The following is a 15,559-nucleotide window of genomic DNA, read 5'->3' as shown; positions in this document are numbered from 1 at the left end:
AGCGGGGGCCGCGCCGGACGGGTCTCCGGGCTCGAGGGGCTCGAAGGACTCGAAGGGGATTCCGGGGCACTACTCGCCCGGCTTGATCAGGTACCCGGCTCCGCGACGGGTGTGGATCATCGGGCTGCGGCCGGGTCCGCTCTCCAGCTTGCGGCGCAGGTAGGAGATGTAGAGCTCGACCACATTGGCCTGGCCGCCGAAGTCGTAGGACCAGACCCGGTCGAGGATCTGCGCCTTGCTGAGCACCCGGCGCGGGTTCCGCATCAGATAGCGGAGCAGCTCGAACTCGGTGGCGGTGAGGTGGATCTCCTGACCGTCCCGGCTGACCTCATGGCTGTCCTCGTCCAGTCGCAGATCACCGACGACCAGGACGGATCCGCCGCGCGCGGCCCGGGCGGCCCCGGAACGGCGGACCAGCCCGCGCAGCCGGGCCACGACCTCCTCCAGGCTGAACGGCTTGGTGACGTAGTCGTCCCCGCCGGCCGTCAGCCCGGCGATCCGGTCCTCGACCGAGTCCCTGGCGGTCAGGAACAGCACCGGGACCTGCGGGAGCTCCCGGCGGAGCTGCCCGAGGACGGCCAGTCCGTCCATGTCGGGCAGCATGATGTCGAGGACCACAGCATCCGGCCGGAACTGCCGGGCCGCCCGCACGGCAGCCGCCCCGTCCGCGGCACTGCGCACCTCGCAGCCCTCGTAGCGCAGAGCCATCGAGAGCAGCTCGGACAGCGAGGCCTCGTCGTCGACGACGAGGATCCGGCAGGGGCCGCCGTCGGGGCGGACCAGGGCCCCGGCGTGGGGCGCAGAGGGGGACGTGGACGCGGTGGAGGTGGTCGTCGCAGTCATGACGACCACGCTGGCCGCCGCCTCTGAGAGCCCTCTTGCCACTCTCTGTGAATCTCCTGAGAAACCTGTCAGCGGGGCGGGAAGGGGGACGGGGACGGGGACGGGGAGCGGGACGGGAAGAGCCGGGCGCCGTTGTCGTGGCAGACCGCCCGCAGCCAGTCGTCGCCCAGCCCGAGCCGCTCCAGGGCATCCAGCTGGTGCTCGTACGGGTAGGGGATGTTCGGGAAGTCGGTGCCGAGGAGGATCCGGTCGCCCAGGGCGGCGAGCCGGCCGAGGGCGGCCGGCGGGAAGCCGGCGAGGCGCTCGGAGAAGTCGGTGAAGGCCATGGTGGTGTCGAGGCGGACCTCGGGGTGGCGCTCGGCGAGGTCGAGGAAGTCCTCGTACTCGGGCAGGCCCATGTGGGCGATGATCAGCGGCAGCCGGGGGTGGCGGCCGAGCAGCCGGGCGATCGGCTCGGGCCCGGTGTGCTTGCCCGGCACCGGCCCCGATCCGCAGTGGATCACCGTGGGGATCCCGGCCTCGGCGAGCAGTCCCCAGACCGGCTCCAGCCGTGCGTCGTTGGGGTCGTACCCGCCGACCTGGAGGTGCGCCTTGAACACCCGGGCCCCGGCTTCGACGGCCCGCCGGACGTATCCCTCCACGCCGTCCTCCGGGAAGAAGGTCGCGGTGTGCAGGCAGTCCGGGGTCCGGGCGGCGAACCCGGCCGACCAGGAGTTCAGCCAGGCCGCCATGGCGGGCTTGTGCGGGTAGAGCATGGAGGTGAAGGCGAGGGCGCCGAACTGCCGCAACAGGGTGACGCGTTCCTCGTCCTCGTGCCGGTAGGTGATGGGCCAGGCGACCCCGGTCAACGGCCCCATCGCGTCGAAGTAGTCCCAGACCTTGTCCAGGACCCGCTCCGGCATGAAGTGGGTGTGCACGTCGACCAGCCCGGGCAGCCCGAGGCGGCCGGTGAAGGCCCGGACGGCCGCTGCCGTCCGCTGCGTCTCAGCTCCCCCGGACAAAGCCGGAACTCCGCTCCACGGTCCCGACGTGCAGGGTGTAGCTCTCGTACCACTCCTTGATGCCCTGGGCCTTGGCCGCCCGGTGCTCCGGATCGGTGCGCCAGGCCTCGAGGGCCGCCCGGTCGCGGAAGTAGGCGACGGTGATGTCGAGCCCGCCGGGGGTGTGGGCGTTCTCGTGGCCGAGGTAGCCGGGGATCTCCTTGACCAGGGACTCCATCCGGGCGGCGGTCTCGGGGTAGCCGCCCTCGACCTCGGTACGGACGGAGGTGAATACGGCCATCAGATACGGCGGCTCGAACGCCTGTATGGGCTGGTTGCTCATGCCCCCACCCTCTGCGCCGGGGGTCGGCCGTGTCCACCGCAAAGCGCCCCTTGATCGCAACGGGATCCAAGATTTGACCTTCACCACCGCGGTCCGGCGCCGGGCCCCGTGCCAGGCCTCAGAACAGCCCTTCCTGCTCGGCGGGTTCCCCGGTCGCGAGGCCGGTGAGCGGCACGGTGGTGACGGCATCCGGTCCGGCGGCGGTCAGCACCCATCCGGCCAGCAGCCGGGCGTCCACGACCAGCCCGTCGGCGAAGTGCAGATCAGGTCCGGCCGCGCCCGCCAGCAGGCCCGCGACCGTGCCCCCCGCCGTCATCCGCTCGGGCTGCCGGACCGGGCGGGGCAGCCCGGCCAGGCCGAACACCCCGCCATGGTCGACGATCTCGCACGGCAGCCGCTCCAGGGTCTCCGGCCAGCCGGGCAGGGCAGCCGCCCGCTCGTGCAGCCCGGCCACCTCCCCGGCCCGCGCGACGGTGTCCGGCAGCCGGTCCCGTACGGTCCGTTTGCGCGCGTACGCGATCCGGTCGGGCACCTTGAGGGCGGCCCGCAGCAGCTCCTCGGTCCGCCGGGCGGCCATCAGCGGCCCCCGCCCCAGCCAGGTCCAGGTCACCGCGCCCTGCTCCAGCAGCCGGGCCGACCCCCGCTCCTCGGCGGTGATCCCGACCTTGATCAGGCCCGGCCCGAACCAGGCGAGGTAGACCCGGTAGGGGCGCGGGTCGTCGGCGCGGGTGTCGGCGGCCACCGAGAAGGAGCGGTCCAGCCGGGCGCACTCGGCGCACTGTGCACTGCCGGTCCGGGCCGGAACCTCGGCGGCCGTGGGGCACGGGTTCCGCCGGCCGCTCCGCCGGACCCCGAGGCAGGTGCGCTGCCCCGTTGCGGTGAAGGCGAGCCACCGCCCGTACGCGAGGAGGCTGGTCCGCTCGCCGCGCTGCTCGGCGTACCAGCCGATCCCGGGCCGGCCCTCACTCCAACGCGGCCCGGTACAACACCAGATCGCGGAGGTCACAGGGGCAGCGGGCGCTCGAAGAAGGTCGCCAGCGCCACGGTCGCCTGGGTTCCGCTCACTCCTTCGATGGCATAGAGCCGGCGCAGCACGTCCTGGAGCTGCTCGGTGGTGGCGGTGCGCACCTTCACCAGCACGGAGGCACTGCCGGCGATGATGTGCGCCTCCTGGATCTCGGCAATGGCCGCGAACTGCCCGCCGGAATCACCCATCCAGGCATTCGAGTCCACCATCACGAAGGCGAGCACTCCGCTGCCGACGGCCGCCGGATCCACATCGACGGTGGTGCTGCGGATGACCCCGCGCTCGCGCAGCTTGCGGACCCGCTCGTGCGCGGCACCGGCCGAGAGCCCCACGGCCGCGCCGAGGGCGGCGTACGACTGCCCGGCGTCCTGCTGCAGCCGCACGACGATCGCCCGGTCGATGCCATCCATGGTTCTCCTCCGCTGGACCCTTGTCAGGACCGTACCGCATCCTGCAATCTTGATCACGACCGAACGCAATTCGGCTCACGAGGAGCTCTGCATGATGTCATCCCCCATAGACGACCCTGATCTGTACGAGATCCTGGACGATCGCTTCCGGACCGGCCGCTGCGCCAACGGCGACATGCGGCTGGAGCGCCTCCACGACGACTGCCGCTGGGCGGAGGGACCGCTCTACCTCCCGGCCTGGCGCCAGCTGGTGTGGAGCGACATCCCCAACGACCGGATGCTGCGCTGGGACGAACCGACCGGCACCGTCGGGCCGTTCCGGTCCCCCGCCGGCCACCCGAACGGCAACACCCTCGACCGGCAGGGCCGGCTGATCACCTGCGAACAGGGCAACCGCCGGGTCACCCGCACCGAGCCGGACGGCACCGTGACCCCCCTCGCCACGCACTACGGAACGAAGCGGCTGAACAGCCCCAACGACGCGGTGGTCCGCTCGGACGGCTCGGTCTGGTTCTCCGACCCGGACTTCGGCATCACCAGCGACTACGAGGGCCACCGGGCGGAGAGCGAGATCGGCGCCTGCAACGTCTACCGGGCCGACCCCTCGACCGGCGAGGTCCGCCTGGCCGCGGACGGCTTCGCCGGCCCGAACGGCCTGGTCTTCTCCCCGGACGAACGCCATTTGTACGTGTCCGACACCCGGGCCGGCCACATCCGGGCCTTCGAGGTCCGCGAGGACGGCACCCTGTCCGACGGCAAGGTCTTCACCGCGGCGCCCGCGGACCGCGGCCGGGCCCGGTTCGACAACATCCGCTTCGACGACGAGGGCCGGCTGTGGGTCGCCGCCATGGAGGACGGGGTGCACTGCTACGCCCCGAACGGCGACCTCATCGGCCGGATCCGGATCCCGGAGCCGGTCTCGAACATCGCCTTCGGCGGCCCGAAGAACAACCGCATGTTCATCACGGCCAGCACCTCGCTCTATTCGCTGGTGATGTCGGTAACCGGCCTGCCCCGCTAGCCGGGAGCAGCAACAACGGCAATACCGGCACCAACAGCCGCCGCACCGCGCGAGCTAGGATCCTGGCCATGGCCCTGACCATGAACGACATGGACCGGTTCACAGCCGCCATGCCCCGCCTGGAGGCCATCGCCTACCGCCTCCTCGGCTCCGCGAGCGAGGCCGAGGACGCCGTACAGGACACGTTCCTGCGCTGGCAGGCCGCCGACGTGGCCCGCATCGAGGTCCCCGAGGCCTGGCTGACGAAGGTCCTCACCAACCTGTGCCTCAACCAGCTCGCCTCGGCCCGCGCGCGGCGCGAAACCTACGTGGGCCAATGGCTCCCCGAGCCACTGCTCGCCGGAGACCCGATGCTCGGCCCGGCCGACACCGCCGAACAGCGCGAATCGGTCTCGTACGCGGTCCTCACCCTGCTCGAGCGCCTCTCCCCCAACGAGCGGGCGGTGTACGTGCTGCGGGAGGCCTTCGGCTACCCGCACCGGGAGATCGCCGCGATCCTCGACATCACCGAGGCCGCCAGCCAGCAGATCTTCCACCGCGCCAAGAAGCACGTCACGGACGGCAGGTCCCGGACCGAGATCGACGAGGCCGCCGCCCGGCGGATCGTCGAGGAGTTCCTCGCTGCCGCCACCAGCGGGCAGACCGACCAGCTCGTACAGATGCTCACCGAGGACACCGTCTCGATCGGCGACGGCGGCGGAAAGGTCCCGGCCCGCGCCAAGCCCTTCGAGGGCGCCCTCGCGGTCGCGAAGTTCATGCGGGGCCTGTTCAAACCCAGCAAGGCCAAGCGCGCCCTCGTCGGCGGCTCACCCGAGGTCTACGCCACGACCGCCAACGGCGCCCCCGCCGTCGTGGCGGTCCTCGACGGCCGGGTGGTCGGCGTCCTGTGCCTGGAGGTCGGCGCCGGGGGCATCGTCGCGTTCCGCAACCAGGTCAACCCCGACAAGCTCGAACGCGCGACCCGGCAGTGGGCCGCCACCGACCACGGGGAACCCCTGCTCCACGCCTTCTGATCCCGGTGTGAGCTGCTTCACACCGGGTTCCTGTCAGGAAACCCCGGGCTGCCCGGTTCAAGGGGCGAACCCGCGGAAGACAGGAGCACGGACATGCAGCACCGCATCATCGTCCTCGGAGCCGGATACTCCGGAGCCGTCGCTGCCGGACGCCTCGCCAAGCGGCTGTACCGCGAGGACGTCGCCATCACCCTCGTCAACGCCGAGCCCGACTTCGTCGAGCGCGTCCGGATGCACCAGCTGGCGGCCGGCCAGGACCTCAAGCCCCGGCCCTTCGGCGAGATGTTCGCGGACACCGGCGTCGCACTGAAGCTCGCGAGGGTCACCGGCATCGACGTCGACCGCAAGACGGTCACCGTCACCGCCAACCACGCAAACGAAGCCGAGGAACTGGAATACGACACCCTCGTCTACGCCCTCGGCAGCGGCTGGAACAGCCAGGGCGTCCCCGGCGCCGCCGAGCACGCCCACGACATCGCCGGCCGCCCCGGAGCGCTCCGGCTGCGCGAGCGCCTGGCCCGGCTGGGCGCCGGACAGCCGGTGGTCGTGGTCGGCGGCGGCCTCACCGGCCTGGAAGCCGCGACCGAGATCGCCGAGGCCCGCCCGGACCTCGACGTCGCCCTCGTCGCCCGCGGGGACCTCGGCGACTGGCTCTCGCCCAAGGCCCGTCGGCACCTGCGGAAGACCGTCGACAGGCTCGGCATCACCGTGCACGAGCAGGCCGCCGTCACCGGCGTGGCGGCCGATGCCGTCGCGACCGCCGACGGCAGATCCGTCCCGGCCGCGGTCACCGTGTGGACCACCGGCTTCGCCGTCCACCCGATCGCGCAGGCCACCACCCTGGAGATCACCGGCACCGGCCGGATCGCGGTCGACCGGACCATGCGCTCGGTCTCGCACCCCGACGTGTACGCGATCGGCGACGCCGCCATGGCGCTGGGCCCCGGCGAGAAGCCGCTGCGGATGTCGTGCGCCACGGGCACCCCCATGGCGTGGCAGGCCGCCGACACCATCGCGGCGCGTCTGACCGGCGGGAAGATCCCGAACACCCCGCTCCGCTACTTCAACCAGTGCATCTCGCTCGGCCGCAAGGACGGCCTGATCCAGTACGTCACCCCCGACGACCGCGCCGTCCGGGCGGCCCTGACAGGACGGCTCGCCGCCGCCTACAAGGAACTGATCTGCAAGGGCGCAGCCTGGGGCGTAGCCAACCCGGCACTCGGCCTCCCCACCCGACGCCGCCGCATCCTCCGCGAACACCCCCTGGCGGACTCGTCCGCCCAACTGCCGGCCTGACTGCACAGCACAACACAAAAGGCCCCGGACTCTTGTCCGGGGCTATTGAACGGTGCGCAGAACGGGACACCCCGACTTGCGATCAGGATTCCGGAGTGCTGGCCTGGAATAGGTAGGGGCCAATCGGGGGGAAGCGATGGATCTCGGGTCGGACGGCAGATTCAGGTCGTCGGCGAGACCATCCGGGAATCCGATGCGGGTGCCGCTCGTGCTGCCACCCGCTACCGGAGGTTCACGATGACACACGCCGCTGCTGCCCGCCGTCCACTACTCCGGATCACGGCCCTGTTCGTGACCGCCGCCTTGACGCTTTCCCTCTCGGTCACGCTTACGCTCACCTCAGCGACACACGCATCCGCCTTGTGCGTCGCAAGTGGGTTTACAGGAACGTGGCGTTCATCCGATGACAGACTGAGTCGTATCGACGTGTGGCCTGGAGAGGACTGCCAGCTTTACGCCAGAGCCTGGTCCACCTGCGAGGACAACGCGAGGCGTGACTGCAGCTGGGGAAACAAGAAGCTGCAAGCCACCCAGGAAAGGAACTTCCGGTTCTTCTCTTACAACTGGAGCAACGCGAGTGAGGTGCTACAGCTGACCCTGAAGGACAGGACCCACTTGTCGGTATTTGACCACACCGCTTACACGTCCGGCCGGAAGGTCAGCTTCACCGTGCCGATGGTCAAAGATCGTTGAGGGTGCGAAGGGCCGGGGCTCCCTCCTGGCCCTCGGGGCTGCCCCCCGTGCCAGGCTCGCGTGACGCCCTGCGTGCCGCCCTCACCCGCACGGTCGCCGACCGCCTCGCTCGTGAAGGTGCCCAGGCCGCGCCGTCGGCGGATCAAGCCGTGGTCCGTCGCCGTACGGCGGAAACGCCAGAGGGCCCGGACTTTCGTCCGGGCCCTCTGAGCTGCTGTGCACTCGGCAGGATTCGAACCTGCAACCTTCTGATCCGTAGTCAGATGCTCTATCCGTTAAGCTACGAGTGCTTGTGCTTCCCGGGGTTTTTCGCCCCGTTGGCCTTGCGAGAACAACAATACATGGACCTCGCCGTGACGCGAAATCCGTTATCCAAACCACCCCTGACCTGCGGAAACAGTCCTTTTGGCGGGGTTCCGGAACGACTGAAGCCCCGGTCCTGGGGACCGGGGCTTCAGTGATCACTCGAGCGGAGGCGGAGGGATTTGAACCCTCGATGGGGGGTAAGCCCCAAACCGCATTAGCAGTGCGGCGCCATAGACCGGACTAGGCGACGCCTCCAGCACACCCCCGCGTACGAGGGTGCGTGCAGATGATGACACAGGCGCGGGGCCGGTCACCAATCCGGTCCCACGGTACTAGGCGCGGTGGCACGAGAGCAAAGCCTTTGGGCGCCCGTCACCGGAACGTCCGGGCGGGGTCCTCGTTGGGCAGGCGTACGCGCACCACGCCCCGGCCCGCTCCCGACGTACCGGACCGCCGACCCAGGAGATCTTGATGCGTCTCGCTGCCCTCGCCACCGGCTCCGCCCTCGCGGCCATGGCCGCCGGCGGCCCCCTGCCGCCCCTCCCCCTCGCCGGGCTCCTGGCACCCCCGCCGGACCGCCTCACCGTCACCGTGGAGCACAACGGCCCCTCCCGCGCCGCCAACGGCACGTACACCCTGGAGTGTGATCCGGTGGGCGGCACCCACCCGGAGGCCAGGCGGGCGTGCGCGCGGCTCGACGGCTTCCACCGCGCCGGGAAGAACCCGTTCGCGCCCGTCTCCGAGGACCAGATCTGCACCGCGGAGTACGGCGGACGGGCCGTCGCGCGCATCACCGGGACCTGGCACGGACACGAGGTCGATGCCGCCTTCCACCGGAAGAACGGATGCGAGATCAACCGCTGGCACGACATGGAACCTGTCCTTCCGAGTCCGCGTTCCTGACCAGCAAAGATTCCGGGAGCGCAAGGACCGGGCCGCCGATCCGCCGCCCCACGCACGGAAGGTGGCCTTAGACTCCTCCCGTGACATGCCGGTAGTCGTGGTCAGGGAGGAAGCTCGTCGTGAGCAGCAGGCCATCCCGAGGCGCTGCTCGCCTCGCAGCAATACTCGACGCTCTGCCGGACGCGCTGCTGCTCGTCAACGCGAACGGCACCGTCGTCAACGCGAATTCGATCGCGCTCGAGGTCATGGAGAGCCCCGGAACCGGGCTCGTCGGCCGCGGGCTACTCGACCTGCTGCCCGAGTTCGACTCCAAGCTGATCCCCGGCTCCATGCGCCGCCCCGGCGACAACGAGGACCTGCGCACCAAACCCACCCGAATGACGGCACGCCGGACCGACGGCAGCGAATTCCCCGTCGAGGTGACCAGCGCAAGCCTGGACGGCCGGGACGCCTACCGCGAGCCGCACCACTCCTACACCGGCGACGAACTGCTGATGCTCGTCGTCCGCGACCTCTCCGACACCGTCGACACCGAGGCGGAGCTGGCCCGCTCGCAGCGGCAGACCGAGATGATCCTGCGGGCCGCCGCCGAAGGCGTGGTGGGCACCGACACCGACGGCCGGGTGGTCCTGGTCAACCCGGCCGCCGCACAGATCCTCGGCTACCGGGCCACGGACCTCGGCAACCGAGAGCTGCACGGCCTGATCCAGCACTCCCGGGCGGACGGCTCCCCCTTCCCCTTCGAGGAGTCCCCGCTCGCCGACACCCTGCGCAGCGGGCGCAAGCACCGGGTGCGCGGGCAGGTGCTGTGGAACAAGGCCGGCCAGCCGGTCGCCGTGGACCTCACCACCTCGCCGGTCCGGGACGGCGAGCAGCTGGTCGGAGCGGTGATGACGTTCACCGACCGGCGGCCCTACGACGCGCTGGCCGCGCGGCACGCGCAGCTGCTGGCGGTCCTCGGCGACGCCCTGCGCGGACCGCTGGAGGAGCTGCGCGGCGAACTGGCGACCCTGGCGGCGGACGACGCGGGCCAGCTGTGGCCGGAGGCGAACCAGCTGCTGCACCACCTGGCCGCCGGGTACTCGCGGATGACCACCCTGGTCGACAACGTGCTCGGCTACCAGCGGCTGGACTCGGGCAGCGAGAAGCTCGCCAAGGAGACGGTGCTGATCGACGGGGTCGTCGCGGCCGGTGTCGACGCGGCGGTCGAGCTGATCGGGCCCGGGCGCGCCCAGTTCGCGGTGCACGCGCCGACCATCGAGGCGGAGATCGACCCGGAGCGGATCGCCGTCGCGCTCGCCCACCTGATCGCCGACGTGGCCGGGGTCGACGCCACCGGCAAAACCCCGGCGGGCAGCGGCTACACGGACTCGACGATCGTGGTGGCCGTGGCGCAGCGCGGCGATGTCGTACGCATCGAGGTGCGCGGGCCGTACGAGGGCGGGAACCCGGTCCACGAGCCGATCGTGCGGGGCATCGTGGCCGCACACGGCGGGGTGCTGCAGACCGTCGAGGTGCCGGGCGCGCCGGGCGGTGCGTACGTCCTGGAGCTGCCGCTGGGCGCGGGGGCCGGGACGGTCACCCGGCCCGATCCGGAACCCGAGGCGGAGCCCGACCCGGAGCCGGAGGCTGCGGCGGAGGGGGCGCGGGAGTCCCGTACGCCCGGAACGCAGCCGGAGCCGGGCTCCGGCCGGCGCGGGCGGCGCGGAGTCGACGCCTTCCTGGACGAGGAGGACCCGGCCCCGGCTCCGGAGTCCGGCGGGAGTGCGCTCGCGCTGCCCTCGGGGCGGCGGCGGGCGGCCGGAGCGGAACTCCAGCCCCCGGCCGGCTCCACCGGCCCGGAGCTCGCGCAGTCCCCGGTGGATCCCGCCGGGCTGGGCACCGGGCGGCGCCGCGGCCGTGACGGTGACGGGCGGGCGATGCCCGCGCTGCCGCCGGCCGAGGCCCCGGCGGCCGGGCGCCGCCGGGCGCTGGGCCCGGCCCAGCCCGCTCTCGGCCCGGTCCCGGGCACCGATTTCCCGGCGGGCACCGCGGCGCCCGGCTCCGGCACCTCCGCGGCGGACGGCACCGTCGTCGCAGCAGGCGCCCCGGCCCTCCCCGGCGGCGCTCCGGCCGCCGACGGCGAGGCGTCCGGCCTGGTGGCCCTGCCCGGCGGCGGCTTCGCCGTACCCGGCAGCCCGCACGAGGACGCTCCAGCCCCCGCGGCCGGCCCGCAGAGCGAAGCCGGCGCCATCGGCCCGCGGCCCGGCGGCGGCTTCGCCGTGGGCCCCGCCCCGCTCCCCGACCTCACGACGCCCGCGACTCCCGCGACGCCCGGGGCACCCACGTCATCCCCGGCCGGCCCGGTGGCCGCCGGAGCCGCGGCGTCCGCGCCCGGCGGGCGGCGTGGCCGCCGGGTGCTCGGGAGCCCGGAGGCGGAGGACTCCCACGAGGCCGCCGCCGAGGACACCGGACACGGCGATCACACCCCTGCCCAGGCGCACCAGCCCACCGGCCGGCGGCGCGCGCTGCCCGGCACGGGGCCCGCTCCGGCCACCGGGCCGGTCCCGCCCTCGGGACCCGCTGCCGCGCCGGGCCTGGTTCCCGCCGCCGGACCTGGCACCGCCTGGCCGGTGCCGGGCGCCCGGACCGCGCCGGAGGAGGACTCCGCCGTACCCGTGTCCGTACCGGCGGCCCGTCGGCCGAAGGACCCGGCGCAGCCCATCAGCGTCCGCACCCTCGGCCAGGGCATCAGCGTGGACCCGGGCGGCACCGCGACCGGAACGAGCCCGGCCACCGCATCCGGAGCCGAGGCGGAGGCCACCGCAGGAGCCGCCGGCGGATCGGGGCGGCGGCGCAGGCTCGCCGAGCCCGCCCCGCAGGGCCGCGCCTTCGCCATAGGGGCCCCCGAGGCCGGTGCCGCCGAGGGTCCCGAGCCGCTGGACGGCCCCGGCGGGGCCGTCGAGGTTGTCAACCGGCCCGTTCCACAGCCCGTGGACGACGAGCTGCCCCCGGAGCCGCTCGACAACCCGCGCCGGCTCCTGGTGTGGCCCGCGCCGGACGTCGCGACCACCCAGGCGCTCAGCGACCGCGGCTACCGGCCGGTGATCGTGCACTCCCGCGAGGAGGTGGACGCGCAGATCGCCGCCTTCCCCGCCGCCCTGTTCGTCGACCCGCTCACCGGGCCGATCACCCGCACCGCCCTGCAGTCGCTGCGCCAGGCCGCGGTGGCCGCCGAAGTGCCCGTCCTGGTGACGGCCGGGCTGGGGCACGCCACCCGCGAGGCGGCGTACGGCGCGGATCCGGCCGTACTCCTCAAGGCACTCGCCCCGCGCGACAGCGAGCAGCACCCCTCCCGGGTCATGCTCATCGAGGAGAAGGATGCGATCGCCGGCGCCCTCACCGCCGCCCTGGAACGGCGCGGCATGCAGGTGGGCCGGGCCGGCGCCGACACCGACGCCGTGGAACTGGCGACCCGGATGCAGCCGAACCTCGTGGTGATGGACCTGATGCAGGTCCGGCGGCGGCGGGCCGGCATCGTGGACTGGCTGCGCGCCAACGGGCAGTTGAACCGCACCCCGCTGGTCGTCTACACGGCCGGCGGCATCGACGAGGCCGAACTGCCCCGGCTGGCCTCCGGCGAGAGCGTGCTCTTCCTCGCCGAGCGGTCCACCAGCGCGGAGGTGCAGGGCCGCATCGTGGACCTGCTGGCGAAGATCGGTACGAATTAGTCACCCTGGGGCCCATGGCCACCACCGAGCACACCGAGAAGCCCGTACCCGCCGACAACGGGGAGGTGACCCTCCTCATCGCCCGGCAGGTGGAGGCGGGTCACGAGGATGCCTTCGAGACGTGGGCCCGGGGGATCCTGGAAACGGCGGCCGGCTTCCCGGACCACCTCGGGTACGGGCTGTTCCGGCCGGCGGCCGAGGGCGCGCCCTGGTTCCTGGTGCACCGGTTCCGGGACCACGCGGCGTTCCGGCGCTGGCAGGACTCTCCCGAGCGGGCACAGTGGTTCGCCAACTGCCAGGGCCACCACCACACCGAGATAGCCCGGCGGGAACTGCACGGGATGGAGACCTGGTTCGCCAAACCGGGCACGACCCGGCCCGCGCCCCCGCGGTGGAAGATGGCGATCAGCTCGGGGCTGGCCATCTTCCCGATCTCGCTGGCGGGGAACGCGCTGCTCGGGCCGTACCTGGTGGATCTGCACCTCGTCCTGCGGACCGCGGCCTTCGCCGTGGTCTTCAGCACGCTGATGACCTATGTGGCGATGCCCGCGGTCAGCAGGCTGCTGAGGGGCTGGCTCAGCCCAGCGTCGTGACCTCCAGCGCCCCGTCCGCGTACTGCTTGCGGATCACCTTCTTGTCGAACTTGCCGACGCTCGTCTTCGGCACCGCGTCGATGACGGTCCAGCGCTCCGGCAGCTGCCACTTGGCGATCGTCTCGCCGAGGAAGGCCCGCAGGGCGTCGTAGTCGACGGAGGCCCCCGGCTTCAGGACGACGGTGGCCAGTGGCCGCTCGCCCCATTTCTCGTCGGGGACGGCCACCACGGCCGCTTCCGCAACATCGGGGTGGGCCATCAGCGCGTTCTCGAGCTCCACGCTGGAGATCCACTCGCCGCCGGACTTGATCACGTCCTTGGCCCGGTCGGTCAGGGTCAGGTAGCCGTCCGCGCCGATCACGCCGACATCGCCGGTCTTGAGCCAGCCGTCGGCGCTGAACTTGTCCTCGGGGCGCAGCGGTTCGGCGCCGACCCCGTTGTAGTAGGCGGCTGCGATCCAGTTGCCGCGGACCTCCAGCTCGCCCGCCGATGCCCCGTCCCAGGGCAGGACGTCCCCGCCCGGCCCGATCAGCCGCGCCTCGACACCGGCCGGGAAGCGGCCCTGGGTGAGCCGGTAGGGCCATTCCTCCTCGGCGGTGAGCCCGGCCGGCGGGTGGGCCATGGTGCCCAGGGGGGAGGTCTCGGTCATGCCCCAGGCGTGGCAGAGCCGGACGCCCAGCCTGTCGTACGCCTCCATCAGCGCGGGCGGGCAGGCGGAGCCGCCGATGGTGACCTGCTTCATCGAGGACAGATCACGCGGGTTGGCGGTGACCTCGGCGAGCAGGCCCTGCCAGATGGTGGGGACGGCGGCTGCGTGCGAGGGCTTCTCCCGCTCGATCATCTCGGCGAGCGGGCCGGGCTGCAGGAACCGGTCCGGCATCAGCATGTTGACACCGGTCATGAAGGTCGCGTGCGGCAGGCCCCATGCGTTGACGTGGAACTGCGGGACCACGACCAGGGTGGTGTCCCGGCCGGTCAGACCCATCGACTCGGTCATGTTCACCTGCATGGAGTGCAGGTAGATGGAGCGGTGGGAGTAGACCACGCCCTTGGGGTCGCCGGTGGTGCCGGAGGTGTAGCACATGGCGGCGGCCTGGCGCTCGTCCAGCTCCGGCCACGGATAGGCGGTCGGGCGGCCCGCGATCAGGTCCTCGTAGTCGTGTACCCGGACGGGCAGCGCTTCGAGGCCGGAGCGGTCGCCGGGGCCGGAGACGACCACGTGCTCCACGGTCGGCAGGTGCGGGAGCAGCGGCACCAGCAGCGGCAGCAGGCTGCCGTTGACCAGGACCACCCGGTCGGCGGCGTGGTTCACGATGAAGACGAGCTGCTCGGGGGGCAGCCGGAGGTTCAGGGTGTGCAGGACCGCGCCCATGGACGGGATCGCGAAGTAGGCCTCGACATGCTCGGCGTTGTTCCACATGAGGGTGGCGACCCGCTCGTCCTGCCGGACGCCGAGCTCATCGCGCAGGGCGTGGGCGAGCCGGTGAGTACGGGTGCCGATCTCGGCGAAGCTGCGGCGCTGCGGCTCGGGCTCGCCGGTCCAGGTGCTGACCTGGGAACTTCCGTGGATCGTCATGCCGTGCTGCAGTATGCGGCTGACGAGCAGTGGTACGTCCTGCATGGTGCTCAGCAAAGCGTCCTCCCGGGGGCGCTGCGACTCTGCGGCGGCTCGGCCTGGTTCCTGCCGATTCTGCGCACGTACCGGTCGGCATGTCACTACCCGGGAGTACAAACGGGTGCACGAAAGCATGTGTGGTTCTGTGCACAGCGAGGGAGCTCGCGCAGCGGGCACCGCGCACTGGCGGCGCAGTGGCGGGGCAGTGTTTCACGTGAAACACGGTCCGGCCGGGGCAGGTCAGGAGGCCGGGCAGAGCTCCGGGCTGAGTTCGGGGTCCTGGCGGAGCTTGCCGAGGGCGCGGGAGACGGCGCTCTTGACGGTGCCGACCGAGACGCCGAGCAGCTCGGCGGTCTGGGCCTCGCTGAGGTCCTCGTAGTACCGGAGGACGACCATGGCCCGCTGCCGGTCGGGCAGCCGGGTCACGGCCCGCCACATGGCATCGCGCAGCGCCTGGATCTCGGCGGGGTCGGCGGCCGGCGGCGCCTCGGTCTCGGGGAGTTCCTCACAGGCGAACTCGTCGACCTTGCGCTTGCGCCACTGGGAGGTACGGGTGTTGACCAGGGCCCGGCGGACGTAGCCGTCGAGGGCCCGGTGGTCCTCGATGCGGTCCCAGGCGACATAGGTCTTGGCGAGCGCCGTCTGCAGCAGGTCCTCGGCATCGCAGGGGTTGGCGGTGAGGGAGCGCGCGGTGCGCATGAGAACGGGCCCACGCGTCCGTACGTACGACGAGAACGACGGATAGGTCGGGCGCATCGACGGGAGTGAGGCATCCGTGCACACAGGCGTGGTCATGGCTCCACGCT

At 72.2% G+C, this 15,559-nt stretch carries 13 protein-coding genes and 2 tRNA genes; 6 read left to right on the top strand and 9 right to left on the bottom strand.

Annotation, left to right across the window (positions count from 1 at the left end):
• Positions 1-69: 69 nt before the first annotated feature.
• The 5 genes from ABT123_RS08770 to ABT123_RS08750 all read right to left on the bottom strand — a co-directional run bounded on the left by ABT123_RS08770 (position 70) and on the right by ABT123_RS08750 (position 3,603).
• Positions 70-843, bottom strand: coding sequence for a response regulator transcription factor (locus ABT123_RS08770; protein ID WP_351311204.1), 774 nt, complete (start codon positions 841-843; stop codon positions 70-72).
• A gap of 68 nt (positions 844-911) precedes the next feature.
• Positions 912-1,844, bottom strand: a complete 933-nt coding sequence (locus ABT123_RS08765) for an amidohydrolase family protein (RefSeq protein ID WP_351311202.1) — start codon at positions 1,842-1,844, stop codon at positions 912-914.
• On the bottom strand, positions 1,828-2,166 hold the full coding sequence (locus ABT123_RS08760) for an antibiotic biosynthesis monooxygenase family protein (RefSeq protein WP_351311200.1): 339 nt from the start codon (positions 2,164-2,166) through the stop codon (positions 1,828-1,830). Before ABT123_RS08760 ends, ABT123_RS08765 begins: the two co-directional genes overlap by 17 nt.
• 118 nt (positions 2,167-2,284) lie before the next feature.
• Positions 2,285-3,172 carry a DUF2797 domain-containing protein gene (locus ABT123_RS08755; RefSeq protein ID WP_351311198.1) on the bottom strand — a complete coding sequence of 296 codons (888 nt, stop codon included), beginning with the start codon at positions 3,170-3,172 and terminating at the stop codon, positions 2,285-2,287.
• Positions 3,169-3,603, bottom strand: coding sequence for an Lrp/AsnC family transcriptional regulator (locus tag ABT123_RS08750; protein WP_351311196.1), 435 nt, complete (start codon positions 3,601-3,603; stop codon positions 3,169-3,171). Before ABT123_RS08750 ends, ABT123_RS08755 begins: the two co-directional genes overlap by 4 nt.
• 94 nt (positions 3,604-3,697) lie before the next feature.
• Between ABT123_RS08750 and ABT123_RS08745 the strand changes: the two genes are divergently transcribed.
• From ABT123_RS08745 to ABT123_RS08735, 3 genes are all read left to right on the top strand, one after another.
• Entirely contained in the window at positions 3,698-4,624 is a 927-nt protein-coding gene (locus ABT123_RS08745) for an SMP-30/gluconolactonase/LRE family protein (protein ID WP_351311194.1), read from the top strand.
• A 68-nt stretch (positions 4,625-4,692) separates the two neighbouring features.
• Positions 4,693-5,637 carry an RNA polymerase sigma-70 factor gene (locus ABT123_RS08740; RefSeq protein WP_351311192.1) on the top strand — a complete coding sequence of 315 codons (945 nt, stop codon included), beginning with the start codon at positions 4,693-4,695 and terminating at the stop codon, positions 5,635-5,637.
• Between the two features lie 93 nt (positions 5,638-5,730).
• Positions 5,731-6,933: an NAD(P)/FAD-dependent oxidoreductase gene (locus tag ABT123_RS08735; protein WP_351311190.1), complete on the top strand. Its 1,203-nt coding sequence runs from the start codon at positions 5,731-5,733 to the stop codon at positions 6,931-6,933.
• 910 nt (positions 6,934-7,843) lie between these two features.
• Here ABT123_RS08735 and ABT123_RS08730 read toward each other — a convergent pair.
• A tRNA-Arg gene (locus ABT123_RS08730) sits at positions 7,844-7,916 on the bottom strand.
• A 180-nt stretch (positions 7,917-8,096) separates the two neighbouring features.
• Positions 8,097-8,187, bottom strand: a tRNA-Ser gene (locus tag ABT123_RS08725).
• Between the two features lie 216 nt (positions 8,188-8,403).
• On the opposite strand from ABT123_RS08725, the gene ABT123_RS08720 reads away from it, so the two are divergent.
• From ABT123_RS08720 to ABT123_RS08710, 3 genes are all read left to right on the top strand, one after another.
• The gene (locus ABT123_RS08720; RefSeq protein WP_351311188.1) at positions 8,404-8,835 is read left to right on the top strand and encodes an SSI family serine proteinase inhibitor; all 432 of its coding nucleotides are present in this window, start codon (positions 8,404-8,406) and stop codon (positions 8,833-8,835) included.
• Between the two features lie 119 nt (positions 8,836-8,954).
• Entirely contained in the window at positions 8,955-12,545 is a 3,591-nt protein-coding gene (locus ABT123_RS08715) for a PAS domain-containing protein (RefSeq protein ID WP_351311186.1), read from the top strand.
• 14 nt (positions 12,546-12,559) lie between these two features.
• The gene (locus ABT123_RS08710) at positions 12,560-13,138 is read left to right on the top strand and encodes an antibiotic biosynthesis monooxygenase (protein ID WP_351311184.1); all 579 of its coding nucleotides are present in this window, start codon (positions 12,560-12,562) and stop codon (positions 13,136-13,138) included.
• On the opposite strand, the gene ABT123_RS08705 is transcribed toward ABT123_RS08710, so the two are convergent.
• Both ABT123_RS08705 and ABT123_RS08700 read right to left on the bottom strand, forming a co-directional pair.
• Entirely contained in the window at positions 13,122-14,771 is a 1,650-nt protein-coding gene (locus ABT123_RS08705; RefSeq protein WP_351311182.1) for a long-chain fatty acid--CoA ligase, read from the bottom strand. The genes ABT123_RS08710 and ABT123_RS08705 overlap by 17 nt on opposite strands.
• Positions 14,772-14,993: 222 nt before the next feature.
• Positions 14,994-15,548, bottom strand: coding sequence for a SigE family RNA polymerase sigma factor (locus ABT123_RS08700; RefSeq protein ID WP_351311180.1), 555 nt, complete (start codon positions 15,546-15,548; stop codon positions 14,994-14,996).
• Between the last annotated feature and the right edge of the window lie 11 nt (positions 15,549-15,559).

The organism is Streptomyces sp. NPDC002054 (assembly GCF_040296685.1).
Taxonomy (GTDB): Bacteria; Actinomycetota; Actinomycetes; order Streptomycetales; family Streptomycetaceae; genus Streptomyces.
Note: the sequence above shows the minus strand (reverse complement) of the source record. Positions and strands in the feature narration are given on the sequence as shown.